This is a genomic window from Rudaeicoccus suwonensis, from assembly GCF_007829035.1.
Taxonomy (GTDB): domain Bacteria; phylum Actinomycetota; class Actinomycetes; order Actinomycetales; family Dermatophilaceae; genus Rudaeicoccus; species Rudaeicoccus suwonensis.
In genome coordinates this window covers 381,904-406,836 of sequence record NZ_VIVQ01000002.1, presented here as the reverse complement: position 1 = coordinate 406,836, position 24,933 = coordinate 381,904, and the positions used below count along the sequence as shown (strand labels likewise).

Genomic DNA, 24,933 nt, shown 5'->3' with positions numbered 1-24,933 from the left:
TTCGTATTTGGGGTGGGGGTGAGCGCGACGAGCCGAGGGGTGGCTTGAGCTGGTGAAGGGTCGAGGTCCCTGAGGATCGGAAGGTCTTCTACCTCTTCTGATCTCAAGGACCTCGACGATGTCTGACCCTACGGGGTGCGGGTGTGCCCGCGCATGCTCTGCTGGCTCGTGTTGCGCCCGGTGCGACCTATTGGTCGGCTTACCTGGCCTGCACGTGACCGATGTCGGCGAACGTGACTACGGGCTGATCGTGACGGTCGAATCACCGGCTGGGCTGATGGGCTGTGCCGCCTGTGGGGTGGTCGCCGAGAGTCATGGCCGTCGGGTTCACGAACTGATCGATGCGCCGTCGTTCGGGCGGCCGGTGCGAGTTCGATGGCGTAAGCGGACGTGGTCTTGTAGCGAACCTTCCTGCGGGACGAAGGGTTTCACTGAGCAGGACGATCGGGTCGCCGCGCCGCGGGCGCTGCTGACCACTCGGGCGTGCTGGTGGGCGATCCGCCTGATCCGCCGCGAGAACGCCTCCGTGCAGGGCATCGCGCGGCAGTTGGGCACGACCTGGCGCACCGTCTGGTCGGCGATCAAGCCGCTGTTGGAAGCGATGGACGCGGACCCGACCCGGTTCAACGGCGTGAGGACCTTAGGCGTGGACGAGCACATCTGGCACCACGTATCCACCATCAAGCGGGGACCCAAAGAGCTGACCGGGATGGTCGACCTGACCCGCCACCAGGTCACCTCCGGGAAGAACAAAGGACAGTGGCGCGTCCGGGCCAGGCTGCTGGACCTGGTACCCGGCCGATCCGGGGTCGTGTACGCCGACTGGCTCAAGGCCCGCAACCACACGTTCCGGGACCACATCAAGGTCGCCACGCTCGACCCGTTCCAGGGGTACAAGAACGCAATCGATGACGAATTAGAAGACGCTACAGCCGTATTGGACGCTTTCCACGTCGTCAAGCTTGGTACTGACGCCGTCGATGACGTGCGCCGCCGGGTGCAGCACGACACCCTCGGACACCGCGGCCGCAAAGGTGACCCGCTCTACTCGATCATGACCATCCTGCGCTGTAACCCCGACCGGTTGACCGACAAGCAGAAAGCCCGCTTGACCGCGGCCATCAACGCGCACGAGGCACACGAAGAAGTGTCCATCGCATGGCAAGCCGCCCAGCAACTGCGTAGCGCCTACGCCGCCGAAGACCTGGCTACCGGACGCACCATCGCCACCAAAATCCTCGACTCCTTCCCCAACTGCCCGATCCCCGAGATCCGCCGTCTCGGCAAGACCCTCAACCGGTGGAAAGAAGCATTCCTGGCCTACTTCACCACCGGCCGCGCCAACAACGGAGGCACCGAAGCGATCAACGGCCTCATCGAACTCCACCGCCGCGTCGCCCGAGGCTTCCGCAACCGTCACAACTACCGGCTACGCATGCTCCTCATCGGCGGCGGACTCACCCACCCCGAACACCTACCCCCACCGCAGGTATGAAGAGCCCGATTACGGTGGAAACGGCGATCGCTCTCATCGCGAAATTGTTGATGCGGCAAGTTGCCGTCTGCGGAGTGCGGCGCGCATCGCTGATCTCAGCCGGCAACTGTGCGGAAATCGGTCAGATCGGACGTCCTCGTGGAACCTGGCAGGCCGGTACGTCAGCACCTCGATCTTTCATCGGTCATCACGACCATCCACCACATGGCACATCTTGGACACGCCTTTCCGAGGCAGAAGCCACACAAGAAGCGAGATCAAGGAGGGTCATGAGTACAGAACAACAAGCACTCCCGATTTACGCGGTCGCACAACGAGACGGCTCCAAGGTCACGATAGACCTGACGTCGAGGGGTGCGTTCAACGACTTCGAATTCACAGCACATCGCAATGGCATCAACGCTTATTTCTCGGCGTACCACACGGGAGAGGCTGCGATCTTCGCGCATGTCCTCAACCGGTACCTCGCCGACATATCTTGCGAGCAGCGAGTCGCTTCAATCGCCGAGGTCCGCACCGAACTGGCCCGCATCACCGTAGGGCGCACGGCGACGGAGCGTGGAGAAGACTGTTTCGGCCCACTACTTATCAACGTTCTCGAGCGTCGCGTCGAGTTCGCAGCATTAACTCAGGCCCGGTATCCCACGAGCAACTGCGACGGTTCCGCGATCGTCGTGACCCCGACCACCTATGGTCTCGATGTCACGCTTTCCAAGCTTGATGCGGCGGCGCATTTCACCTTTTCCTGGCCCACCAAAAACCTTTGGCAATTATTGGCTGGAATGGCATGGCGTAGTTACGCTAGGCCCAACTACAAATTCAGCCAGTTCAGTCGTATTCCCACAGTGGAATGCCAGAAAGCCCTTAACATCGCGCACGGCGTAGCAGAAAATGGTGGCGGTGCCAATCCGCTTAATGCCTGACCGTGAGACCGTCGGTGCCAGCCGTGAGGCGGTCGAAACTCGAGCCCTCAACGCGCGTGATGCCATGTTTTTCGAATCTCAGCCGAGTGGGAACGCTAATCAGAGATCGTTGTTTTTGGCGGAGCTGCCGCCGAGTCTTGATTGGTTATTTGAGGAGCACGGGGGATATTTTGTGCGGTTTTCCGTCTGCACGAATTTACCTCGTGGTATTTGAAAATCCGACCCTACGAGCCCCGACGGTTACTCTCGATAATCGTACTTATCCCGATTGTGGTCGTATGCTCGTTTCATGTCGATGTACGCCTCTGAGGCCGATCTGAGAGCTGCGATCGCTCGTGGGGACTTCGAGGAGAACCACTACCGCGAGGCCAAGGTGATCGTGGAGGGGTCCTCCCGAGGCACCAACAAGGAACTGGCACGGGATCTGGCGCAGTTCGCCTTGGACGGCGGCACCGTGGTCTTCGGGATCAGCGAGGACAAAGCCGCCCGATCCTTCGCCCTGGCACCGTTTCAGGTTGAGGCCGGGGTGGTGGAGCGGATTGAGCAGATCGCGCTCACCCAGTGCCAGCCACCGCTACCGGTGACACCACGCTTCATCCCGGCCGACGAGCAGGACGACCCGCAGCTGGGGTACGTGGTGGTCGAGGTGCCGGTCAGCCCGGCCGCACCACACATGGTCGACGGGAAGTACCTCGGCCGCGGTCACGCGACGAAGCGCTACCTGTCCGACAGTGAAGTGCGGGGACACCACGCCAGCCGAGCAGCAGACCTCGAGGTCGCCGACCGTCGCCTGAACGACCTCATCGCCCACGACCCTCTTGCGACCGAGGAAGGACGCAACGCGCATTTCTTCGCGGTCGCGATCCCTCTGGGAGCCTCGAGTGCGGCAGTAGCAGCCGACGCTGACCGCGAACTAGCCCACACGGTGTATCTGGCTGGATGCGCCGGAGTCCAGACCAGCGAACTCATGCTGTCCTCCTACCTAACTGCTTTCCGCGTCCGCGGGGCTGGGTGCGTGCTGGCGTCATATGCGTCGCTCGGCGACGACGACCAACTCGCCGGACTCACGGATGATGAGAAGCAACGGTCGCGCCTGGATGGCACCGCGGAATTCGGGGTGCGGCACGACGGGGGAGTATGGGCGTATCACTCGCGTCTGTCGAAGAAGGATGGGCAGCAGAAGACCCTCTTTCCTGACCATCTGGTGCAGGGCGTGCGAATCGTCGTGGCCGGGGCCGCTGCGTGGGCGCGCATTCGGCAGTTCCACGGGTCGTGGTCGTTGGGCGTCGCAGCTACCGGCCTGGCCGGTGCCAAAGCGATCGATCCCGGATGGACCATGATGCCGATCCTGACGGACCAGGACTTCAGACGCACCACCCAGGCGACCACCGCAGAACTCACGTCCGACGTCGACGCGGTGGTAGCACGGCTGACAGACCGCTTCCTGGCCATGTGCAGTCAGCCATGAGGTTGTCGAATCCGGAACATCCGGGACGGGTGATTCCAGTGTTGTCGCCGGTCCCGGACACTCCTGTGCTGTCAGAGCGCCTGACCGGGTTGGTCGGGGACTCTCGGTCGGAGCGGACCCGGCGGGCGTATGCCGCCGATTGGCGTCGCTGGGAGGCCTGGTGCGCCCAGCAGGGGACGAGCTCGTTGCCGGCGGCGCCGATTCAGGTCGCGGAATACGTGGCGCAGTACGGCACTACGGTGGAGCACGGCAGGTCGAAACCGCACGCGGCCGCGACGCTGCAACGGTGGGTCGCGGCGATCGACGCCGTCCACCGCGCCCACCGTTTGCCACCACCGGGGGCGGATGAGGTGGTGCGGAACGCCCTGGCTGGTGCGCGGCGTCGTCAGGCTCCCGCCCGGCAGACCGCGATGCCAGGTCAGGCGCAACCGTTGTCGTTGCCGGATCTGCGGCTGATGTTGACCGCGACCGCGTCGACGACGTGGCCACGCGGGGTGATCGCCACCCGCGACACCGCCTTGTTGCTGGCGGGGTTCGTCGGTGGCCGGCGCCGCTCCGAACTCGTCGACGCCCGCATCGCAGACTTTTCCTGGCACGCCCATGACGGGTTCCATTGGGTGATCCCGGTCAGCAAAACCGACCAAGAAGGACACGGGCACACCGTCGTCCTCCCACGCGGCCAGCACACCCTCACCTGCACCGCCTGCGCGTTGACGCGGTGGATCCAGTTGCGGGCCACCCTGGCTGCGGCAGCTGCGGCCCCGCCCGGGCACGACGACACCTTCATGGCGCAGAGCACTGGGTCTGCCCAGACTTTGGTTGACACCTGACCTGTGAGGATTTCCTCGCTGGAAGGATGTCACTATGCCCAAGCCCTACCCCAAGGAGTTCCGCGACGATGTCGTGGCTGTCGCTGGCAAGGGTGATGCTCCGTTGAAGCAGATCGCGAAGGACTTCGGGATCTCCGAAGGCTGCTTGTCGAACTGGATGAAGAAGGCCGACATCCAGGACGGCAACCGTCCTGGTCTGACCGAGATCGACCGGTCCGAGTTGCGTGAGGCGAACAAGCGGATCCGGCTCCTGGAGCAGGAGAACGAGGTCCTACGCCGTGCAGCGGCCTATCTATCGCAGGCGAACCTGCCGGGAAAATAGTCTTCCCGCTCGTCCGTGAGGTGGCCGCGACCGGTGCCCCCGACTCAAGGGTCAGGGTGCCGGTCGCGGTGGCGTGCAGGGTGCTCGACCTCTCCACCCAGGGGTACTACAAGTGGCTCAAAGACCCAGTGTCTCAGCGTGATTGGGACGACGCGCACGTCATCGACGTGATCCACCAGATCCATCAGGACGATCCCACCCTGGGCTACCGGTTCATCGCCGACGAGCTCGCCGACGCCGGTATCGCGGCATCCGAGAACCGTGTGTGGCGATTGTGCTCGACCGCAGGCGTGTTCGCCTCCCACCACCGCCGGCGGGGCGCATCGGGCAAGCCCGGCCCCGCTGTGCACGATGACCTGCTCGCGACCGTCGGCGATCACGGCCGGGTCCGTCACGACTTCGTCGGTGCCGCACACAGGCCGAACCAGATCTGGCTGACCGACGTCTGCGAGCACCCCACCCGCGAGGGCAAGCTCTACTTATGCGCGGTCAAGGACTGCTACTCCAACAAGATCGTCGGGTACTCCATCGACTCGCGCATGAAGTCGGGCCTCGCGGCCGCAGCGTTGCGCAACGCGATCGCGCTGCGCTCGCCCGAGAACACGATCGTGCACTCGGACAGGGGCAGCCAGTTCAGGTCGAAGAAGGTGCTCCGGCTGCTGAAAAACAACGGCCTACGCGGCTCGATGGGCCGTGTCGGGTCCAGCAGCGACAATGCCGCGATGGAGTCGTTCTTCTCGCTGCTGCAGAAGAACGTCCTGAACACCCGCCGCTGGGACACGCGGGAGGAACTACGCCTCGCGATCGTGGCCTGGATCGAAACAAAGTACAACCGCCGGCGTCGTCAGCGAGCCCTGGGCAAGCTCACCCCAGTCGAGTTTGAAATGATCTACGCGGCCGCAGACGCGGCCTGAGAACCATCAACCCCGAGTATCAACCAAACCTGGGGCAGTCCCCTCCGATGACCGCGATCGCCAAGAAAAACGCTGCTGCGGTTGCTGTGAACAGGCGACGCCACTGGGTATCTGCGCGCATGATGACGAGCCTTTCGCGGTGATGCACCCCCACGTGGAGCACGCCGACGATTCTTCCCGCCTACCGATATCTGCGCGAGGCATACTGCCAACCCGCGCGGCATCAGGGTTTACTGCCTCACCACGCCCACGACACGCCGAACTGCTGTGCTGGTTTGAGCGCTTCGAACGCGGTGGAGAAGTTCCCGTCGGGGGTGGCTTCCAGCAGGTTGGCCGCGGGATCGGTGCTGGACAGTGGGTCGGAATCGGGTGGGATCGGGCCGTAGGACCACGCCTGGCCTGGTGCGCGTTTTCCTGCGAACACTAGGTGCAGCGACGCGGTCTTAGTGGGTCGGGTCATCGTCAAGAAGAGATCGCACGATGGTTCGGCGTCTCGTTCAACCCAGGATCGCACCGCGAACTCGTGTGTTTCCCCATGCCGCAGGGGGCGACCAAAGTTGACGGTTGTCACCAGCTCACCGGAACCGTTACTGGGGACGTCGTCGAGGAACCCGCCCCACAAGATCCCAGTGTCGGCGGTCAGGCTCTGCCCGTCCGTGCGTTTCAGGCCGAGTGAATACCGCTCTGCTCCAGCGCGGACTGCTCGCACCTTTCGGATTTGAATGATCTCGCTGGGGGAACGGGATTCTTGGAAGATGTAAGCGATCGTCAGGTTGTCTACGACGAAGCTGGAGTTGTCACTCACCGCCGATGCGATGAAGCGGCCACTGGTTAGGGCCGGAGCCCACGCCGGATATGCGACACGTAACCGGGCTTGGATGTCAGTGGTGACGACGTGCCGACCAGCCTCCATGTTCGCCAGGGACGACCTGCTGATGTTCAGGGTCGTGGCTACGTCCTCTTGGCGCAGCCCATCCTGTGTCCGCAGCTCACGCAGCAAACCCCCCAACCCCTCGTTGCCCACACCCCCGATGATGGCACCAATCGATCAGGGATTCATCGTCCTCAATGCCCGAGGTTTGTTGCGGCTCTAGCCGAGAGCAACGTTCCCTGAGCTCAGAGGGCAAACACTCGTACCGCCCACGTTTGCGTTGGCGCTGCCCATGGCGTGAGTGACCCGCCAGAATATGAACACCTCGGCGTCGTCGAGCGCTCTTGGACGGCCACGATCAGGTCTTAGGCACCAACGGTTCGACCACTACCCATGACTGGTTTTCGCCTGCCACGGGTGCTGTCGGCGACTGGGTAGTTCTGTGAGCACGATGCTGGCTATGTAGGCAGGGGAAGCCTGATGTGCAGACGTGTTCTGGTGACCGTAGTTGCTTTTCTGCTGATATCTCTTGGTCTGGTGGCTCCAGCATCGGCTCTGGTCTCCACGAGTGTGTCGGGCTGGTCGACGACTAGTTCGTCAGCACCGGCCGGTTATACCTTCAATTTTCCGGTGAAAGTAAAGACAGGAGAGGGCTACTCGGCCCGCAGCATCCAGGTTCAGCGGGCACAGTACGGGTCATCGTCTTGGACGACGATCGCGAACGGGACCACAGCCGCTGGGGGCTCATATATCGCCAGTGTGACCGTTCCCTCTGTCGCTAGGTGGGCTTATCGCCTTTACGTCCCGGCGACCACCACGGCGGCTGGATATCTCTCGCCCACCCGTGCCATCGTGGGGATCAAGGGAGCGGCGACGACAATCACAGGGTGGCAAACCGCATCAATCTCGACAGCCGTCGGCACGGTCATCCGGGTTCCGGTCAATGTAAAAACTGGAAGTGGGCATACGACTCGCCCTGTTTGGGTGCAGCGAGCACCCTACGGGTCATCGACGTGGACCACGCTTGCACGAGGTACTACGTCGTCGACAGGAGGGTGGACAGCAACTTTTGCGACACCGTCCCCAGGACGGTGGTTATTTCGGATTGACGTCCCTGTAAGCACTACAGCATCCGCAGCTATCAGTGCCGTCCGAGCGGTGACTGGAGTCCCAGCGCCGACGGTGACAGGGGTTGCGCCCTCCTCAGGTCCGGCTTCTGGCGGTTCGGCAGTGACAATCAACGGAACCAACCTCACTGGAGCTTCAACAGTCCGTTTCGGCACCACCGCAGCGTCAGGCATCAGTGTCGTGTCTCCAACTCAGTTGAAGGTCATCTCTCCCCGCGTGACCACCGGGAGCGAGGTCAACGTCCAAGTGACCACAATCGGAGGCACATCTGCGATCTCCACCCACGATCAATTCACTTATGCCGCTCCTCCCGGTCCAATCACAATCACTACCGGGGCGCTGCCCGCTGCCACCGTCGGAACGGTTTACAGCGCAGGTCTGACCGCCACCGGAGGGACAGGGGCATTCAACTGGAAACTCACGAACGGAACGCTTCCCACCGGATTGACCATCAATCCCGTGACTGGTGTCATTACTGGAACGCCCACAACACCCGGTAACAGTGCATTTACCGTTACAGCGAGTGACTCGGCCGGTACATCCGCCTCACGCAGCCTCACGCTCACTGTAAGTGCCGCAGCGCCAGCAATCACGCAAATCTCCCCAGCATCTGGACCTGTTGCAGGCGGCACTACCGTGACGATCACGGGCACCAACCTGAATGCAGCCTCGAAGGTCATGTTCGGACAAACTGCCGGCACCGGGCTGACCACGGTCTCGAACACGGAACTAACCGTCACAGCACCTCCAGCGACCAAAGCCTCTCCGGTCAACATCACGGTCACGACCACGGCAGGCACCAGCGCGATCGTCCCCGTCGATCAATTCACCTACACAGCCCCCTGTACTCCTGGAAGCTATGTCGCACAGAAACACCTCTCGGGCACTCTGACAGGCAGCATGGTATGGGGGCCAGCATGTGCCGGCGTCTACATCATCGACCCCGCAGGACTGCAGATTGCACCCGGTGCATCCCTGACCATCACAGCGGGAACGATCGTCAAATACACGTCCAACTCACAAGTACCAATCGGCGTCTCCGCCGATGCGACCCTGACCGTGTCGGGTACCGGTGGCAGCCCAGCGGTGATGACCTCGATCGACGACAACACCACAGGTGGAACCACAGGTTCGGGCGACCCCGCAGCGTCGAACAGCCCAGCCATCGACACGACGAGCTCGACAGCAGTCATCGACATCTCAGACCTGCGCCTCAGGTATGCCGGAATCAGCAACGATTTCGGCGCACTATCCGTAACCGGCTCGTCCATCTACGACGGGACCGTCTCATCGGACACGGACCAGCCGGTGGAAATCACCGCCACCTCGGTCGCCTACACCCCGACCACCATCAACTATGCATCGGACCCGGCCACGAACGGCACCGTTGGAATCAGCATCACGGCAGCCACACAAAACGCTGTCACCCCAGTCATCACGAATGACTCCGTCACGGGCGTGACCGGCGTTGCGTACGAAATAACCGAGCCCGCCCTCCTGCAAGCCGACGTATCCGGTGACACCGCCAGCAACAATGCACTTAATGCGATTGGCATCTCATCAGGGCTGAGCGGCGTATGGACACTCACTCCATCGACCCTGCCGTTACTCGCGTTGGGAACATACTCTCCTGCGTGGGGAGGCGCAGGAGACATAGAAGTCCTGCAAGGAGCCACGCTTAACCTCACAGCAGGCACCACAGTCAAATACGAACCCGGGTGGATGTCGGCGGTCACCGTTGATGCCGGCGGATCGCTGAACGCCATCGGATCCGATCCCTCGCCCGTAGTCATCACGTCCGTAGACGACGACAGTGTTGGAGGGACCACCGGGTCAGGACAACCAATCGCCTCCTCACTCGCCCCAGCAATTGATCTGGTCGCACCAAGCAGCGAAGCGAATTTGAGCCGAACCACCTTGAAGTACGAGTCCTTGTCCAACGATGGTGGCACTTTGGCGGTATCCAACTCCGTCGTCTACGACGGTGACATTGCCTCGCAAAGCGACCAACCCGTCACCGTCACCGGGACAACGGTCTCTTACGCACCATCAACGTTCGGCGGATGCAACTCCTCAGCCCAGGGACCTGGGATTCAAGTTATCGCTTCAACCGATGCCGCAGATACCGCCACGGTGACCAACAATACAGTGAGTAACGTCGACAGCATCGCATACTCAGTCTCTGAACCGTCAATGCAACAAAGTGACGTGACAGGAAACGCCGCTTCGGGGAACGCCATCAATGCACTCGGGCTGTCGGGGGGACTTAACGGTATCTGGAACATCAGCCCTGCAGGAATCCCTACCGCGCTCCTGCCCGTCAACTCGGGCAACTGGTCGTTTCAATCTTTATCCGTACTACCGCAGGCGACAGTCAATATCGCACCCGGTGTCGTAATGAAGTCCTACCCCACCGGCTGGTCTTACCTGTGTGTCGGCGGTGGGAATTATGGATACTTCGATGTCCAAGCAGGAGGCTCGTTGAACTTCAACGGTGACGCATCCGGGCCGATCACTCTCACCGCCGTAGACGACAATACAGTGGGCGGGACAACCGGTACCGGTGCCCCTTCTACCTCGGGTATTGGAAACACTGGCGACGGTATTCTCCTCGAAACCGGTAGCGAATTTGCCGCGACGTCCTTGAACTTGAAATACGGGCAAATTTACAATCAGGGCGGCTCACTCGCGATCACGCACTCAACGGTTTATGAGGGGCAAATATTCTCTCAATCCAACGAATCCGTAGCGATAACCGGCACGACTGTCGCCAGCATTCCGGAAAGTTTCAATTACAGCACCACCTCACCATTGGCCACGGTTGGAATTACCGTGCTACCGGAGCCAAACGAGACGGCAGTCGCGCCCATAGTGACAAACAACACCGTGGACGATTTTGCAGGAATCGCGTATGAGATTGAGGGGCCGGATCTCCTTCAGAACCAGTTATCCGGCAACCAAGCGGTTGGGAATGCGATCAACGCCTTCGGGGTGGCGGGCGGATTGAGTGGCGCATGGAACATCAATACGTCGGAACTTCCACTGGCATTGTTGAGCATCAGCAATGCGTGGGGAGATGAAGTTGATATCACCCAGGGGGCTCAGGTGTCGATAGATGCCGGGTCGGTGATCAAGGGTTACTACAATGGCTGGTGTCAGCCATGTACCGACGCAGGACATCCAGCTGGCTTCGATGTGCAGTCTGGAGGTTCGCTGTCCATTAACGGTTCGTCGGACAACCCGATCGTCTATACATCAGGAGACGACAACTCCGTCGGTGGAACAACTGGCACAGGAAACCCAGGCGGCACAGAAGGTATAGAGGTTGATCCTGGTGGTTCCATCGCTGGAAGCAACTTCGAACTCAAATACGGCGGCCTGTTGTTTGACGGATCTTCGACTGAACTCGACAACGTCACTATAACCGGAGCGAACACTGCGGTCACGGTATATGACATTCCCGGGCAGGTCATCAAGATGTTCAACGCGAACCTCAATAACGGCTCGGTCGGTGCCAGTGTCAACATCGGGGGTCTAGAAATTACAGGGTCTATCACAAACATGTCGACTCGTGCCGTCGAGGCATGCGACTGGCAGTCGATGTGGACCAACACTGCGGGCTGCGCAGTAGAGGCATACGACGTGTATTGGGGAGATCCTAACGGGGCATACGGTCCTGTCCCAGCGCTAACAGGATGGTCGGGTTGGACCATAACGACCGCTTCTTCCCTACTGTCCACATCCCATGTTTGCGGCGCGGTTGACGCAGACGAGTACTACTCCACTGCCGGAGCGGCAACAGTTTCCGACTCCGCAGCCGACCTTGTCAGCCCGAATTGCGACGGATCCGCAACGCCTTGGTCGACCGTCGCACAAGGCTACGGGCAAGTCGTACAAGCAGCCACAAACGCGTGTGGGTCTGTTGACGCAACATCATGCCAAGCAATAAAGGGGTACCTGACGTGCTTCAACGCGGCCGAAAACCTCGCGGGGTCGCAAGCCGCCGTAAGCATCCCAGGTACCGCATCGTCCACACTTAACGCAGTCTCGGCAATCTCAACGGCAGCAGGCAACCTCAATGCCGCCGGATTCGCCTCATTTCTAGGTTTCGCAAGCGATGTCGCGGATGCTATCGGCACAGTAAGTGACGTCGCCAATGCGTATGGAACTTGCCAAAGCTCGTTTGCGACCGGCTGAAATATATCGGCGCAATCCCCGGGGTGCTATCGCCGTTACTTCAGTAAGTACCGTGGATCGAGGCAGGTGGCGGTATGACCGACCGTGAGTCCTCGTGGCATGACCGTGATGTGGCGATTCGCAGAGACAGCGTGGATGGCCGCGCCGCGCAACTCCGACGCGCGTAGCGCTGCTAAAGGATGAGACGATCCCCGGCTTCTGATACAAGGCGCTGCGCCCAGCGAGTCATGACGCCGATGGACGGCTCATCTTTGGCTGACGCTGGCGGAATCGGTCGAGTGGCGACGACTATTCGACTGCGTGCAGTTGCGTCAGGGTGGCGCACCAGAAGGGGGAGTCGTCTAGCCGCTGCATACCCACGTTGTCCAGCACGGTTTCCATTCGCCCTACCGCTGCTCGGGCGGTGAAGGGGTCCAGGTCGTCGAGGTTGGTGGGGGAGGGCCACGCCAGCACGACGGTGGCCGGCAGGAGGTAGTCGAAGTGGTCGACGATCTCGCGGATCATGGTTGTGCCGTAGCCGCGGCCGCGCAGCTGCTCGGGCACCTCGATCTGGTCGAGGATCAGCACGTGACTCATCCCAGGTAGTTGCCTGGCCATGGTGGTGTCGTCGCCTCGGTGTCGTAGGTGCTCCAGGGGAGTGGAGATGTCACCGTCGATCCCGTCGGCCTCCAAGAACGCCGCCGCGAGACCGTCCTGGAGGCTGACCAGCACCACCTCGGCGTCGGCAACGTCGGTCACGACCGGATCCGCTCCATCTTCCTCGGTGAGGGTTTCGGTGGCCAGGTGCGCGGTGAACCACCGCAGCAGCGAGGTGTCATGCCGCGCGAAACGCGACTCCCGGCAGGTGACGGTCAGCACCAGGTCCTCGGCGAGGTCGTTCTCCTCGTCGAGCATGGCAATCAGGGCGGCGTCGTTAGTGCTCACGAGGGGTGATCCTGGCACGGCAAGCGAAGCGATGCCGGTGTCAGGGACCGGGCTGTGCATATCCGCCTGACCCATGCACGGCCAGGGATCTATGAAGCGTTCCAGCCGGCGCCTGACCCACCCGCCGCGCTGCTCCACGCGCGGTTCGAAGAGCTCAATTCACTATGTCTCGTTCGAGCGACGACCGGTTCGTGCGCAAGCGTTCGATCAAGGCCTTGCCACGGTCGATTTCATCGTCGGAAGGGGTTTCAACAGGCAGCGACTGTTCGATCGCGATGTTCGACAACACCGGTGATACCCCAGACGACGTCTTTCGCGGCACGCCCAAGGAGGTCGCCTTTTGTGACTTGAAGACAAAGGGCGTGACATCTCCAGTGTCGACAGTGATGACACCTCCACTGTCGAGGGTGATGACATCTCCAGTGTCGACAGTGATGACATCGCCTGGGTCGGCGATGACACTGATGTCCTTCTTCCCGGCACCGACACCGAAAATGATCCGGGTCGGGGTCCAAGCTTGGCGCGCCCTGGATTCATACGTTCGTAGGCTCCTACGAGCAATCCTCGCCACAGATCGACCTCCTACTGGATAACTCGGGTTGTCAGACACTCCACCATGACACTCTGCTCCGGGGTTGTCACTGACTGCTCAAGGGTCTCTAGCGTCGTCAACGTTTGCTCGACCGTGAAATTCCCCTTGTCGATCTGCCTGTCCAACCACAACGCCAACTGCCACCAGCGGTTGAGAGAGTCGTTGCGGAGCTGCTGCTGCTCATCCTGGAGCCGCTGGTCGGCCGCAGCGCGTTCGTTGGCTTCGATCTGCCTGGTTACTGCGTCGGCGTCAGCCGCCCGCTGCTCATTTGCCGTGGTCGCGTCGGCGTCAAGCCGTTCCCGGGCCACCTTCAATGCCACGAGGGCAGTGATCAGAGCGGCCAGGCCGCCGAATCCGGGTGAGATGACGAAGGCTCCGAGAGCGTCGCGTGTCCTGTCGTGGTGCGCCAGGAACGGTGCGATGCCGACAGCGCCGATCGCCATGCTCGCGGCGGCAACAGTTACATCGCGCACGCGGAACTTCATGGGGCGCCCCAGCGGTCACGGGCGGCTTGGCGGGTCATGCCAGCGGCGCGGCCGATCGCGGCCCAGGACAGGCCGACAGCGCGAGCAGCGGAGACGTCGAGGGTGAGCTGCTGCTGCGCGTTGGCGATGGCCGCGATGGTGTTGCGGATGGCAAGGTCGTGGTTTTCGGGTTCGAGGTGTGCCGCCCATTCATTGTGGATCGCCCGCCATACATGGTCTTCTTGATCACCGATGAACACACTGCCGTCGTCGACGAGCGGTGCATAGATACGTCGCTCGAAGATGTCTTCCTCAATCGGGGAGTAGACCCGCCGCCACGTGATCGGTGAAATCCAGGTCTCGACCGGGCTTTCCCAGCTGGCCTGGCCCGGGTGGGTGGCGCTGCTGTGGTTGCAGGCCACGCGCCACCCTATGACGGCAGCTTCGGGACGTGACTCCAGTGGCCGACCATCTGGGTCCAGGATGGTGCGACCGTCGGGTCCGTCGACGGATAGGCCAGCGGCCGAGTAGGTCCCGCCGCCGAGCTTGTCGTCGGCGAAGAGCATCTTCACGTGGCCTTCGTGGCGGCCGGTGGCATCGGTCCAGCTCATGGCCGGCGCAACTGCTTACAGATGAGAAGGGGGAGGAGCATCATGGCTCAAGCGTGACAGGTAAATATGTCGTTCGCAACGCCACATGTAAACCTAGCTTGACATAAGGTGAACTATCGGCGGTTTACTAGAGTTGCTTAGATTGCTGTAATTCCGGGGGTTACTGGCCCTTGCGAATATTTCTGTAGTCCACTATGAAGGATGGTCTCCGAGACGGTTGCGACCACTCCTGGCGCAGTGCTTGAGCAGGTAGTGCGGGCTCGAGTTGCGCGCGCAGGGTCCCCAGGCCGGCCGCGGTTGGATCCGGCTGAGGGCCGGTCGGGTCAGTCGCCGCGTCGGCAGGTGCGGTTGCCGCGGGCGCTGAGTGATGAGGTGGACCGGTTGGCCGCGGCGCAGGGTCGGGATGCGTCGTCAGTGATGCGGGACGCGATCGCGGAGTATGTCCAGGCGTGGATGGCCAAGGATGGGGTGAGCCAGTGATGACGACACATATCAGCGCTGCACAGCGCAAGACCTTGTCTGGTGCGGAACTGCAGCGGTGGATGGCGTTGGCGGAGAAGTCGCAGCAGTTGGCGGGGCACTTCCCCGACGCGGAAGCCCTGGGCCGTACCGAGGCGATTCTGCGGGGCGAGTTGTCGTATGAGGAAGCGTTGGAGCAGATCGCGGCCAAGTACGCGAACGGATGATTGACGACAAGTACACCTACCCCGGGTCCGGTGGGCTACTGATCAACACCTTCAACATCAAAGACCCGGCCCGGTTAGACCAAGCGATGAACGACGTCGCCTCCGCAGGTATCGGTGTGCTCGGTGGTGAGGAATTACCGGACCGGTTCGATTTCGACTACTTGGCGCACGTCCACCAGGTGCTGTTGGGGCCGGTGGTGTTGTGGGCCGGGCAGATCCAGGACGTCAACATGCAAGCCTCCGGAACTGGGATCGCGTACTGCCGCCCTGAGTACATCCGTGATCAATTGCAGGAGCTGTTCAGCCAATTGGACCGGGACGGGCAGTTGCAACGGTTACCGGACCGGGAGTTCGCCCACCAGCTCGCCGAGCATTGGGGGCACCCTGTCAGCGATCCACCCATTCCGCGATGGCAACACACGATCCCAAACGATTTACGTGGAAAAGGTGGCGGCCTCGACCGGGCGCCGATTCGATTGGCCGTCGATCCCGGTCGACCAGCTGCGGGAGGTGCGGCTGATGGCAATCGCCGCGCGCACTGGTCCTTTGGCCGAACTCCTGCAGCAATATCTCGCCAGCATTGTCGGCGACTTCTAGGTCGTGGACCTGAGGAACCTCAGCCTGAAACCGGGTTCGGTCTTCGGCCCACGACAACACTCAATGTTGCTCACCTGCCACGGGGTCGCGCACTATCGGAAGTGGCAGATTTCCTGCAGCCATTCGAACATCCGCATCTTGTCGAACGACGTGTCGAACTGCAGGATGCCTTCCAATCGGTCGGTCTCGAGTGGAAATCGCAGCACCTCCTGCAGTGGGTCGCCGAATTCGTCCTCGTCAAGGCGGCTCGACGGAGCGCCGTGGCCGATGGCCCACAGGCTCGCGAAAAGCACGTCCGGTCCGATGGCATCGGCGAGAGTTCGAACGAGAGGCTCTTCCTGCTCTGAGATCACGAAAGAACTGAGCCAGTGACTGGTGTTTTCCTCGTCGTCCGGATCCATCTCGATCCCTGCCACATGAAGCAGCTGCGAGTGGCTGAGGGCCCAATCTGCAGGCAGACTCGTCAGATCTGCAGGTCTTGCGGACTCGTCGCCAGAGACTTCGACATCGGCGAATCGATCGACACACAAGCAGAGGGTTGCCAGCACGATGAGGTGGTCGGAATACCGAAGCCGCCGCGGACTCAACGACACGGGCACGAGACCTCCTTGTGCGAGCACGCCCCAGGCCCAACGATGACAACGAGTGGCTGTGGCGTGATGCCGTACTTTGACCGGTTCACATGTTTGCGCGGTCTTGGTCACCGGCCGCGTAGGTCGTGGTGAACCCAGACGTTCGGTTCGACATACACGGCGTGATCTTGCTCGAGGTCGACGTGGATCGGATTGCACGCGAACGGCACCACCGTCGGCCCGGACGCGTCGAAGGCCAGACCGGTCCAATCCCGCCACTCGCTGAGTGAGCCGGCGATCGCCATCGAGGTCGGTGCTACCTTCACTATCCGCCCGCCCATCCGGACATGGGACCGCAACCACGGATCAACGGGAAGTCCGTCAGCTCGGGTCGCCCGTGCGTAGTCATCCATCGCCCGATGCGGTTCACGATGCTTGCCGGTCGGTCGCACCGGCCCGAACAGATCGCGCATCCCGGCTGCGATCACCCGGGAGCCCATCTCTTCCAACATGGTCCGCGCATGACCAGCTCCCAACAGCGCCGGAACAAGCCGTGCTTCAAGCAATGAGATCGCCGTGGGCGGCACGCCTTCGCGTCGGGCCGCGAAGCCGCGCTGTATGACGCCGGCCCATCCGTCATCTGGCAGGTCATCATCCGTGCCGACCCATGAGAACGGGATTGCGTTCACCCGACCGACGATCCGATCGTCGTCCAGCAGCAGTTGCTGCCACTCGGGAAAGACCGCAGGCAGTTGGCCGAAGGCGTCACGTCCGACGCGGTCCTGCTGCATGAACGTCGGCCAGTTGTTGCCCATCTGCCACATCGCGGGGACGAGATCGGGCCGCTCGGCCAAGGTGACGAAACGCATTTGGACAGGGTCTCAGCCGAATCGGCATACCGGCGACCGCTTTTCCGGTCCGTCGCAGAACGGCGGTGGACAGGCAGAGCCCGCCTGCAAGGCCGATCGGCGGCTCGAGTTCACACGTAAGACCTTCGTTATATCTGTGCGGGTAAGACCTGCGGACCTGGCGACGCTGTTGTCATGTCGCCGTCAGATCCGATGCGGATTCAGGGCGGCGGCCCACACACCTCCCCACCCGAACTCAAAGGAAACGTCATGAAGACCTTCACCAGGATTGCGTCCACCGTCGGAGCGATCGCAGCCACCGGGCTCGTCGCCGTGGCACCGGCCAACGCCGCCACCGTTCACCACAACGCACCGCAGCCGGCGACGCACGGCATCGTGTTCGTCCAGAACAACTCCACCACTGGCAACACCGTCTACGCCTACGACCGCACCAAGTCCGGCGGCCTGACCCAGGTCGGGGCGTACCCCACGGGCGGCAACGGCGGCGCACTGTCCGGAGCAGTCGCCGATCACCTGTCGAGCGAAGGCTCCTTGTCCTACGACGCCCTGTCTCACACGCTGTATGCCGTCAACGCCGGCAGCAACACCTTGACGTCCTTCGCTGTCTTCGGCGATCACCTGGTGCGTGAGCAGGTCGTGCCCACCGAGGGCACGTTCCCCGTCAGCGTCGCCGTCCGCGGAAACCTCGTCTTCGTCCTCAACGCACGCAATGGTGGATCGATCTCCGGCTACGTCCGCGTGGGCAATGAGCTCTTCGCGGTCCCGTCCTGGAACCGTCAGCTGAAGCTCAACACGTCCGCACCGGGACAGCCCAACGAATTCGTCTCAACCCCAGGGCAGTTGAGCTTCGCCCCCAACGGCCAGTCGTTGATCGTCGCTACCAAGAACGGTGGCAACACCCTAGAGTCGTTCCCGCTCGCGTTCTGGGGGCCGTCGACCAAGCCGGTCGTGACCTCCCTGCCGGGCGCGGTGCCCTTCGGGTTCGCCTACGACGCTCGAGGCCACCTCGTTCTCAGCGAGCCGGGAACCGGCAACGTCGTCTCGTTCCAGCTTGCACGCAATGGCCAGGCGACCACCCTGGACACCGTCGCCACCGGTCAGAAGGCGCCGTGCTGGGTCGCCTCTTGGGGCAATGACATCTTCGTCTCCAACGCCGGCAGCAACACCGTGTCGAGCTACGTCTCCTCGTCCTCGGGCAAGCTGACCAGCGAGGGCGTCACCGCCACCGACCCCGGCACCGTCGATGCGACCGTGTCACCTGATGGGCACTACCTCTACGTGCAGACCGGCGTCAACGGCATCGTGGACGTCTACACGATCGGCGCGCACGCATCGCTGACCAAGACCGGTTCGGTCACCGTGCCCAACGGCATCGGCGCCGAAGGCATCGTCGCGCTGTAGGCCTCGCCGTCGCGACCGCCGTCACGTATGACGGGCGTTCTCCCATCGACGTTTACGTATGACGGGTGCCGCCTCGACAACGCGCTCATCCAAGAAGACACGCTTCCACAACTCTGGCTCGAACCGGGCGACTCATCCTCGCGATGACCACCGGTTCGGGCCGGGCGGGCGGAGCGAAGCGCCCGACGCGACCGCGTGCTGAGTCATACCAAACTCTCGAATTGTCCTGAAAGGACTACATATTGAGCACCCTGCTGCACATCTCTTCCAGCCCTCGCGACACCGCCAGCGACAGCCTCGCGCTGGCGCAGGCATTCCTCGACAGCCACCAGGCCGTTCGTCCCGAGGTGAACGTCGAGACCGTGGACCTGTTCGACGGAAGCCTCCCGCAGTTCGGCCGTCTTGCGGCCGGCGCCAAGATGGCCGTCTTCGGCGGCGGCCAGCCCACTCCGGAACAAAGCGGCGAATGGGACTCTGCGCGAACGATTTTCGACCGGTTCGCCGACGCTGACAGCTACCTGTTCTCGGTGCCGATGTGGAACGGTGGCGTGCCCTACGTCCTCAAGCAGTGGATCGACATCATCACCCAACCGGGCTGGGCCTTCGGTTTCGACCCGGCCACCGGCTATTCGGGCCTGCTGCACGGCAAGAAGGCCGCCGTTGTCTACACCAGCGGCGTGTACTCGGTCGGCGCGCCTCCGGCATACGGTCGCGACTTCCACTCGACCTTCTTCACCGACTGGCTGCACTTCGTCGGCATCGACCAAGTCACTGAAATCCGTTGGCAACCAACGGTTCTCACTGCAACCCGTGACGAGGACCGAGCCGCTGCTCTGGAACGAGCGACCGAAGCCGGTCGCACCTTCTGATCGCATCACCAAATTCCACCCGGGTTCGCGTGGTGCCGCCCTCATGGCACCACGCGAACCCGGGTGTTCTTCCCGAAAACACTTACCCATAACGGAAATTCCATGTCGGCGGTCCGTTACAGCAGGAGGCCGACGCGAGCGCTGGGTGCGCCGACCCAGCTGACGGCTTCGGCGCTCGACACCTGAACTGATCGTGAGGGCAGCACGATCAGGTGCGTGGTGGGCGACGTCACCCATAAGCAATCGGCAGGAAGACCACAGCCTGGCAACGTATGTCGCCGGCGTCTTCCTGCCGATTGCTCACCCCGCACCGCACCGCATGACGTGGCGGCTGCGGAGGGCCTATTAGTCTTGGTGCGCGGCCAGATACTGCACGAGGCCGACGACGTCCTCCGGAATGAGCCGGCCGATGGCCCCGCTGGAGTACACGCTGATCGCGACCTTGCCGGCGGGATCAAGGACAAAGCCGGTCGATTGCAGGTACACCGGGTCGGGATTGGTGAAGGCGCCGGTGAGTGCCGACACTTCGGCGGCGTCAGCGCTGTGGCCGACCGGGAAGTTCAACCGCAGCTTGTCGACGAGTTCAGCGGTTGTCGCCTCGTCGTCGACGGAGAGCGCGAAGACCTTGATGCCGACCTCGGCGAAGCGGTCAGCGGACCGCTCGAACGCACGCAATTGTGCTTTGCAGTAGGGGCACCATGAGCCGCGGTAGAACAAAACCACACCGAAACTGCCGTCAAGCGCGTCCGGCAACGTGAGCTCTCGCCCACCCGGTTCGGTGAGGGTGAGGCTTGGAAAGGTGTCTCCGGGGTTGAGCAATGCCATTGCATTCTCCTGTTCGAAAGGACGGATTCGTTCGCACTCATTAGCAGCAGCGGAAGACGTCGTCTTACCGCTCAGGTCCCGAAATTTTGGATGCCTTCGGCGCTGGTGCGCACCGTGGACGCCTTCGTCGTCAACCGAATCGTCTGGTATGCCGCAGCGGCCCTCGCGGGCGGACCCTGCGCCATACGTCAGTTGGGATCGAGCGAGACGCGACCCGTATGATGCTGCTCGTCATACGTGACCCGACCCCAGCGCCGGGACTGCCCGGCGGCAGGCCGCCCCGTGATTGGACTCCTTCGAATGAGCGTGGGATGACTTCAGATCAGCAGCTTGAGCAGGAGGCGGATTCGGCCGCCGTCAACAACCGTTGGACCTGCCCGTCGGGCGAGATGATCGTCTGGACGGACCTGTTGGACGGCTCGCCGCGGCGCTCGGCCGCGATCGCAGCCCTCGATGATCTTGCGGTGCGTGTGGCATCCAGGGAACTCGCTCGCAGGGCGGCTTCGAGCGATCTGAGCGCTTACGACCGCAACGAACTCGCGCGCGACGCGGCAACCGACGCGGTGCTCGCGATCCTGCGCAAGATCGACCAATTTCGTGGCGAGAGCAAGTTCACGACGTGGGCTTACAAGTTCGTGATCCTTGAAGTGTCGAGTCATTTGGGCCGGCACTATCGCCGCAACGCGCCGGCCTTGCTCCCTGAGCCGGAGGCGTGGGGTCAGTTCGTCGACCGGATGGGCATGGATCCCGTCCATGACCTGCAGGCGGCCGAACTGGCTGCCTCGCTACGCCGGGCCGTTGAAGATCTGTCCGAAAAGCAGCAGCAGGTCTTCGTCGAAGTCGTGGTGCAGGGTGTGCCCGCAGACGCGGTCGCCGACCGGCTGAAGACCAACCGAAATGCCATCTATAAAGTGATCTTCGACGCTCGACGGAGGATCCGTTCGGCCCTGATTGTCGAAGGTCTGATGAGCGCAGAAGGAGTCGCCAGTGAGTGAAGCACTCCGACAATTTCTGACACTTGATCCCGACGACGTCGGCTGTGAAGAGGCGCTTGAAGCGCTTCACCTCTACGTCGAGATGACCGCCAACGGCAACGATCCGGACATCAAGTACCCCGGGATCGGCATTCATCTACGTGCCTGCGCACCCTGTTTCGAGGACTACCAAGGGGTTCTCGCGGCTGTGATGGATGAGGGCAATTTCGGCTGAGCGGTTCAGCGGGCTGTTGTTGCCGATTCGGTTCGCACGTCCGCCAGACTGAACTGTATGACGGTGGCCTCGTCCAAGGATGTGCTGAAGAACTACCTGCAGGGCGCTCGCGACGTTCTGGTGTGGAAGCTCGACGGGATGTCCGAACGAGAGGTGCGACTGCCGCGCACGGCCACTGGCACGAATCTGCTCGGTCTGGTGAAGCACGCGCTGAACAGTGAAGCGTTCTATTTCGGGCCGGTCTTCGGTCGCACGTGGGCGACGCCGGCGGAGTTGGTTGCGACGGATGACCCAGATCCACTGACTGCGTGGTTCGCTAACGAAAACGAGACCGTCGCTGGTGTTGTGGCTCTGTACCGACGGGTGCAGGTCTTCGCCGACGAAACGATCGATGAGCTGCCGCTGGATGCGATCGGCCGCGTACCGCACTGGGGCGACACCGAAGTCACCCTTCACGAAATCCTCGTGCACAAGATGGCGGATCTGCAGCGCCATGCCGGTCATGCCGACATTCTGCGAGAGCACATCGACGGCCTGACCGGGCTGCTGCCGAACAACAGTAATCTTCCGGACGACATCGACTGGACTGCGCACATCCAGCGGCTCACCGAGATCGCGGACTGTTTCGATTGATACTTAATCTGTATGGCTGGCAACGATTTTCATGATTCGAGTTCACATTGCCTGCTTATAGTCAGTTGCTGAGATGACTCGAGCTGTCGCTTCATAGCAAGCTGCAGGCGAGCCGGTACTGGCCGTCGTAGCGCGGTGTCTGGCAGTTTGAGGCAGAGATAGTACAGGGGCAGACGGCTGTGAGGTCGCGCCATCCGAATTGAGACGAGAGGTTTGGTATGACGACACCGCCGGTAAGACTGCGAGACAGCTTGCAACGAGAGTTACCGCCCCAACAGGCGTTTGCCTACGACCGTGAGGCGTGGATTCGCTGGACTGGTGATCTCCCCAACGTCGAGCGGACAATCAAAGTGTTGCCCGTTGCCATCGACCGAGCGATTGTCGCCGGAATCACGGAAGATCGCATCTCGCAGGGCGAGGTCGTGCCGGCCTTCGTGGTCGCGATGATGTGGGGCCATGGCAAGTCCAACTACGGGCCGTCGCGTACGGCCAAGGTTCTCGCCGGCGCCGAGTCTGCTGGCACTGCTGCGGGGGCGTTGGGCGCAGAAGTCATCGAGAAGCTGGCCGAGTCGGTTCGACTCGCACGATGCGACGGGCTGGTTGAGGGATACCGCTACCTGAATAACGCCGGTCACCTCAAGGGATTGGGACCGGCCTTCTTCACAAAGTGGCTCTACTTCGCCACAGCCCGCGGCCACGCCCGCTCGCAACAAGCGGCCCCAGTGCTTGATGCGCTGGTCATCCGGTGGTTCAAAAGGGAGGCTGATCTTCGGCTCCGCTACGGCAAGACATCCGATTACGAGAGGTACCTCGAGTTGTTGACGGCCTGGGGCAAGCCACACGGCCTCTCGCCGGTCGAGGTGGAAGAGCGCATCTTCCGGCTCATTCGCAGTGATGGTGAGCGGAGGGAGCCACTCAGCCCAGGTCGCACGTGAGTCGTCCTGATCGCGTTCGCGCATCGTTGCGAGGTCGAAGAGTTACACCACGCTGCATGGACAGTCGGCGATGAGCTGGATCGAGTGTTCGCGGCGATTGAGATGAGCGGTGATTTCCAGTTCGATTCCGGTCCTGGGGAGGTTTTCAGCGACCGACTGGAATACCTTCGGGAAGAACAGGCACGTCACATCGGTGCTTTCGGAGCCAAGGGTGAGCGCGGCCCACAGTTCGCCGCCCTTATTTCTCTTGAGTTGCCACTCGACGACCTTCCCGCGCACACGTACCCGCGTCCGGTCATCAATGAGGTGCAACTGGCTGATCTGAACGAGCGGTGGCGAATCTGGAGCGTCGAGGTCTGCGAATGGTGTCGTGGGCACGGCACGTTTGTACGCGACCGCACCGACACGACTCTTTCTTCGACAACCTCATGAGACTGATCTTCGCAGCGGACGATTTTCTTAGTCGTCTCTGGACGCCTCTCATGATGTCGCAGTTTCTCGACTCCCGTCGACGCCGATGAAGGAACGCCAAAGAGTGACTGGAATTCAGCACATAAATGTTCTGGGGGTGATACAAACGACATATGAATCAGCATGTCACGCGAGAAAAACTTGGGTCCTGGCTAGTTAAGTGCAACTCAGATCTTTTTGACCTGGCGGGCCACGTCAGTGACGATCGAGGGCCTATTCTGGATTGGAGTGTTCAACCGGGTTATCGGGCCGATCTCATGTCTCCTGGCGACCGGTTAATCTTCTGGGTATCGGGCCACGACCCTTTGTTTCAACGCGGCATCTGGGGTTGCGGTTATGTCACTGATTATGTTCAGGACGCGATCCCGGACGACTTCAACGCCGATGATGTTGGCTACTGGCGCGATCCAGAGAAACGAGCAGCCGTCCGGTCGTTCGTGCCATGCCACATCCCGCTCTTTGAGAAAGGCGTGACGGTGCGCGAAATTCGGGCCGCCGGACTAGACGATCTTGAGGTACTCCGCGCGCCAATGTGCCCCAACCCTTCATGGCTCTCGGTCGATCAAATGAGACTCCTCGGCGTATTGCTCGAGTGGCCAGACGACACTCCCAACCCCGGACACCAAGTAACCGTGACCAGTGAGGGCGCGGGCTTCGGCGACGCGCAGCGGAACGCGGTGGTCGAAGCGGCAGCCATGGCAGCCGTTCAAGAGTTCTACGGCGATGACTGGGAAGGCGAAGACGTCAGTGCGGACAAAATCGGCTGGGATATTACCTTCAGGAGCAGGTCCGGGCCGGAGTCATACAAGGTTGAAGTGAAGGGTGTCTCGGGCAGCCGACCAACCATCTTGCTAACTGCCAATGAACGGAGGGCTGCCCAGGACGAGCCCGGCTGGTGGCTTGCTGTCGTGACTCATGCGCTCAGCAATCCCACCATCAGGGAGTACACCGGCGAAGATGTAGTGACCGCGGCGAAGCCATACATCTTTCGCGTGCAAATGCCAGAGGCCCGAGACTAGCCTCGGGATTTCATCGGGTGTCGGTGCCGAGGGTCGTGTTGTGAACTGAAAAGTGCCCCTGACCTGGGAAGATAGGGATTGCGAAGTCACTATCGGAACCAGTTCGAG

The 24,933-nt window shown here is 61.9% G+C and carries 24 protein-coding genes; 16 read left to right on the top strand and 8 right to left on the bottom strand.

What is annotated here, in order from left to right; translation table 11 throughout:
* Positions 1-118 precede the first annotated feature (118 nt).
* The 5 genes from BKA23_RS13100 to BKA23_RS13080 all read left to right on the top strand — a co-directional run bounded on the left by BKA23_RS13100 (position 119) and on the right by BKA23_RS13080 (position 5,952).
* Positions 119-1,495 carry an ISL3 family transposase gene (locus BKA23_RS13100; protein WP_246104651.1) on the top strand — a complete coding sequence of 459 codons (1,377 nt, stop codon included), beginning with the start codon at positions 119-121 and terminating at the stop codon, positions 1,493-1,495.
* Positions 1,496-1,764: 269 nt separating this feature from the next.
* Positions 1,765-2,418, top strand: a complete 654-nt coding sequence (locus tag BKA23_RS13095; RefSeq protein WP_145229166.1) for a hypothetical protein — start codon at positions 1,765-1,767, stop codon at positions 2,416-2,418.
* 289 nt (positions 2,419-2,707) lie between these two features.
* On the top strand, positions 2,708-3,886 hold the full coding sequence (locus BKA23_RS13090) for an AlbA family DNA-binding domain-containing protein (protein ID WP_145229164.1): 1,179 nt from the start codon (positions 2,708-2,710) through the stop codon (positions 3,884-3,886).
* 65 nt (positions 3,887-3,951) lie between these two features.
* Entirely contained in the window at positions 3,952-4,716 is a 765-nt protein-coding gene (locus BKA23_RS13085) for a site-specific integrase (RefSeq protein ID WP_145229162.1), read from the top strand.
* A gap of 34 nt (positions 4,717-4,750) precedes the next feature.
* Positions 4,751-5,952, top strand: a protein-coding gene (locus tag BKA23_RS13080) for an IS3 family transposase (RefSeq protein WP_246104650.1) whose coding sequence is annotated in 2 segments (ribosomal slippage) — positions 4,751-5,029 and positions 5,032-5,952 — 1,200 coding nt in all. Because the reading frame shifts where the segments join, the coding sequence is not laid out codon by codon here.
* Between the two features lie 238 nt (positions 5,953-6,190).
* Here BKA23_RS13080 and BKA23_RS13075 read toward each other — a convergent pair.
* Positions 6,191-6,976 (bottom strand): helix-turn-helix domain-containing protein, encoded by a 786-nt coding sequence (locus tag BKA23_RS13075; RefSeq protein ID WP_170226518.1) that lies wholly within the window; start codon positions 6,974-6,976, stop codon positions 6,191-6,193.
* 327 nt (positions 6,977-7,303) lie between these two features.
* Between BKA23_RS13075 and BKA23_RS13070 the strand changes: the two genes are divergently transcribed.
* The gene (locus BKA23_RS13070; RefSeq protein WP_145229160.1) at positions 7,304-12,148 is read left to right on the top strand and encodes a beta strand repeat-containing protein; all 4,845 of its coding nucleotides are present in this window, start codon (positions 7,304-7,306) and stop codon (positions 12,146-12,148) included.
* Between the two features lie 288 nt (positions 12,149-12,436).
* Here the strand turns inward: BKA23_RS13070 and BKA23_RS13065 are convergent, their stop codons facing one another.
* From BKA23_RS13065 to BKA23_RS13050, 4 genes are all read right to left on the bottom strand, one after another.
* Positions 12,437-13,072 carry a GNAT family protein gene (locus tag BKA23_RS13065; RefSeq protein WP_145229158.1) on the bottom strand — a complete coding sequence of 212 codons (636 nt, stop codon included), beginning with the start codon at positions 13,070-13,072 and terminating at the stop codon, positions 12,437-12,439.
* Positions 13,073-13,226: 154 nt separating this feature from the next.
* Positions 13,227-13,643 (bottom strand): hypothetical protein, encoded by a 417-nt coding sequence (locus BKA23_RS13060; RefSeq protein ID WP_145229156.1) that lies wholly within the window; start codon positions 13,641-13,643, stop codon positions 13,227-13,229.
* An 11-nt stretch (positions 13,644-13,654) separates the two neighbouring features.
* Positions 13,655-14,149 (bottom strand): hypothetical protein, encoded by a 495-nt coding sequence (locus BKA23_RS13055; RefSeq protein ID WP_145229154.1) that lies wholly within the window; start codon positions 14,147-14,149, stop codon positions 13,655-13,657.
* Complete coding sequence (locus tag BKA23_RS13050; protein ID WP_145229152.1) at positions 14,146-14,739, bottom strand: hypothetical protein; 594 nt, start codon at positions 14,737-14,739, stop codon at positions 14,146-14,148. The genes BKA23_RS13055 and BKA23_RS13050 overlap by 4 nt, the downstream gene beginning before the upstream one ends.
* Before the next feature lie 201 nt (positions 14,740-14,940).
* Between BKA23_RS13050 and BKA23_RS18250 the strand changes: the two genes are divergently transcribed.
* Genes BKA23_RS18250 through BKA23_RS13035 form a run of 3 tightly spaced genes read left to right on the top strand, consistent with a single transcriptional unit; the run spans position 14,941 to position 16,369 of the window.
* Positions 14,941-15,219, top strand: a complete 279-nt coding sequence (locus BKA23_RS18250) for a CopG family ribbon-helix-helix protein (RefSeq protein ID WP_145229150.1) — start codon at positions 14,941-14,943, stop codon at positions 15,217-15,219.
* Positions 15,219-15,425 carry an antitoxin VbhA family protein gene (locus tag BKA23_RS13040; RefSeq protein ID WP_145229148.1) on the top strand — a complete coding sequence of 69 codons (207 nt, stop codon included), beginning with the start codon at positions 15,219-15,221 and terminating at the stop codon, positions 15,423-15,425. Before BKA23_RS18250 ends, BKA23_RS13040 begins: the two co-directional genes overlap by 1 nt.
* Positions 15,422-16,369, top strand: a complete 948-nt coding sequence (locus BKA23_RS13035) for a hypothetical protein (protein ID WP_145229146.1) — start codon at positions 15,422-15,424, stop codon at positions 16,367-16,369. The genes BKA23_RS13040 and BKA23_RS13035 overlap by 4 nt, the downstream gene beginning before the upstream one ends.
* Before the next feature lie 353 nt (positions 16,370-16,722).
* Here the strand turns inward: BKA23_RS13035 and BKA23_RS13030 are convergent, their stop codons facing one another.
* Positions 16,723-17,463, bottom strand: coding sequence for an N-acetyltransferase (locus tag BKA23_RS13030; RefSeq protein WP_145229144.1), 741 nt, complete (start codon positions 17,461-17,463; stop codon positions 16,723-16,725).
* Positions 17,464-17,637: 174 nt separating this feature from the next.
* Here BKA23_RS13030 and BKA23_RS13025 point away from each other — a divergent pair, with 174 nt between their 5' ends.
* Positions 17,638-18,864 (top strand): lactonase family protein, encoded by a 1,227-nt coding sequence (locus BKA23_RS13025; RefSeq protein ID WP_145229142.1) that lies wholly within the window; start codon positions 17,638-17,640, stop codon positions 18,862-18,864.
* A 242-nt stretch (positions 18,865-19,106) separates the two neighbouring features.
* The gene (locus BKA23_RS13020) at positions 19,107-19,733 is read left to right on the top strand and encodes an FMN-dependent NADH-azoreductase (RefSeq protein ID WP_145229140.1); all 627 of its coding nucleotides are present in this window, start codon (positions 19,107-19,109) and stop codon (positions 19,731-19,733) included.
* A 345-nt stretch (positions 19,734-20,078) separates the two neighbouring features.
* On the opposite strand, the gene BKA23_RS13015 is transcribed toward BKA23_RS13020, so the two are convergent.
* Positions 20,079-20,558 (bottom strand): peroxiredoxin family protein, encoded by a 480-nt coding sequence (locus BKA23_RS13015; protein WP_145229138.1) that lies wholly within the window; start codon positions 20,556-20,558, stop codon positions 20,079-20,081.
* Between the two features lie 311 nt (positions 20,559-20,869).
* On the opposite strand from BKA23_RS13015, the gene BKA23_RS13010 reads away from it, so the two are divergent.
* From BKA23_RS13010 to BKA23_RS12995, 4 genes are all read left to right on the top strand, one after another.
* Entirely contained in the window at positions 20,870-21,553 is a 684-nt protein-coding gene (locus BKA23_RS13010) for an RNA polymerase sigma factor (RefSeq protein WP_170226516.1), read from the top strand.
* Positions 21,546-21,767 carry a hypothetical protein gene (locus BKA23_RS13005; RefSeq protein WP_145229134.1) on the top strand — a complete coding sequence of 74 codons (222 nt, stop codon included), beginning with the start codon at positions 21,546-21,548 and terminating at the stop codon, positions 21,765-21,767. Before BKA23_RS13010 ends, BKA23_RS13005 begins: the two co-directional genes overlap by 8 nt.
* Positions 21,768-21,824: 57 nt before the next feature.
* A complete protein-coding gene (locus tag BKA23_RS13000) occupies positions 21,825-22,400 on the top strand; it encodes a DinB family protein (RefSeq protein ID WP_145229131.1) in 576 nt (191 codons plus the stop codon).
* A 218-nt stretch (positions 22,401-22,618) separates the two neighbouring features.
* A complete protein-coding gene (locus BKA23_RS12995; protein WP_145229129.1) occupies positions 22,619-23,335 on the top strand; it encodes an 8-oxoguanine DNA glycosylase OGG fold protein in 717 nt (238 codons plus the stop codon).
* Between the two features lie 42 nt (positions 23,336-23,377).
* On the opposite strand, the gene BKA23_RS12990 is transcribed toward BKA23_RS12995, so the two are convergent.
* Positions 23,378-23,713, bottom strand: a complete 336-nt coding sequence (locus BKA23_RS12990) for a hypothetical protein (protein WP_145229127.1) — start codon at positions 23,711-23,713, stop codon at positions 23,378-23,380.
* Positions 23,714-23,919: 206 nt separating this feature from the next.
* On the opposite strand from BKA23_RS12990, the gene BKA23_RS12985 reads away from it, so the two are divergent.
* Positions 23,920-24,825 (top strand): protein NO VEIN domain-containing protein, encoded by a 906-nt coding sequence (locus BKA23_RS12985; protein ID WP_145229125.1) that lies wholly within the window; start codon positions 23,920-23,922, stop codon positions 24,823-24,825.
* The last annotated feature ends 108 nt before the right edge of the window (positions 24,826-24,933 follow it).

What these genes read in the sequence shown, in the direction of transcription:
- BKA23_RS13095 (WP_145229166.1), top strand. Translation starts at nt 1,765, where the DNA reads ATGAGTACAGAACAACAAGCACTCCCGATTTACGCGGTCGCACAACGA.
- BKA23_RS12995 (WP_145229129.1), top strand. Translation starts at nt 22,619, where the DNA reads ATGACGACACCGCCGGTAAGACTGCGAGACAGCTTGCAACGAGAGTTA.
- BKA23_RS13030 (WP_145229144.1), bottom strand. Translation starts at nt 17,463, where the DNA reads ATGCGTTTCGTCACCTTGGCCGAGCGGCCCGATCTCGTCCCCGCGATG.
- BKA23_RS13035 (WP_145229146.1), top strand. Translation starts at nt 15,422, where the DNA reads ATGATTGACGACAAGTACACCTACCCCGGGTCCGGTGGGCTACTGATC.
- BKA23_RS12985 (WP_145229125.1), top strand. Translation starts at nt 23,920, where the DNA reads ATGAATCAGCATGTCACGCGAGAAAAACTTGGGTCCTGGCTAGTTAAG.
- BKA23_RS13040 (WP_145229148.1), top strand. Translation starts at nt 15,219, where the DNA reads ATGACGACACATATCAGCGCTGCACAGCGCAAGACCTTGTCTGGTGCG.
- BKA23_RS18250 (WP_145229150.1), top strand. Translation starts at nt 14,941, where the DNA reads ATGGTCTCCGAGACGGTTGCGACCACTCCTGGCGCAGTGCTTGAGCAG.
- BKA23_RS13010 (WP_170226516.1), top strand. Translation starts at nt 20,870, where the DNA reads ATGACTTCAGATCAGCAGCTTGAGCAGGAGGCGGATTCGGCCGCCGTC.
- BKA23_RS13050 (WP_145229152.1), bottom strand. Translation starts at nt 14,739, where the DNA reads ATGAGCTGGACCGATGCCACCGGCCGCCACGAAGGCCACGTGAAGATG.
- BKA23_RS13015 (WP_145229138.1), bottom strand. Translation starts at nt 20,558, where the DNA reads ATGGCATTGCTCAACCCCGGAGACACCTTTCCAAGCCTCACCCTCACC.
- BKA23_RS13000 (WP_145229131.1), top strand. Translation starts at nt 21,825, where the DNA reads ATGACGGTGGCCTCGTCCAAGGATGTGCTGAAGAACTACCTGCAGGGC.
- BKA23_RS13055 (WP_145229154.1), bottom strand. Translation starts at nt 14,149, where the DNA reads ATGAAGTTCCGCGTGCGCGATGTAACTGTTGCCGCCGCGAGCATGGCG.
- BKA23_RS13025 (WP_145229142.1), top strand. Translation starts at nt 17,638, where the DNA reads ATGTCGCCGTCAGATCCGATGCGGATTCAGGGCGGCGGCCCACACACC.
- BKA23_RS13070 (WP_145229160.1), top strand. Translation starts at nt 7,304, where the DNA reads ATGTGCAGACGTGTTCTGGTGACCGTAGTTGCTTTTCTGCTGATATCT.
- BKA23_RS13090 (WP_145229164.1), top strand. Translation starts at nt 2,708, where the DNA reads ATGTCGATGTACGCCTCTGAGGCCGATCTGAGAGCTGCGATCGCTCGT.
- BKA23_RS13100 (WP_246104651.1), top strand. Translation starts at nt 119, where the DNA reads ATGTCTGACCCTACGGGGTGCGGGTGTGCCCGCGCATGCTCTGCTGGC.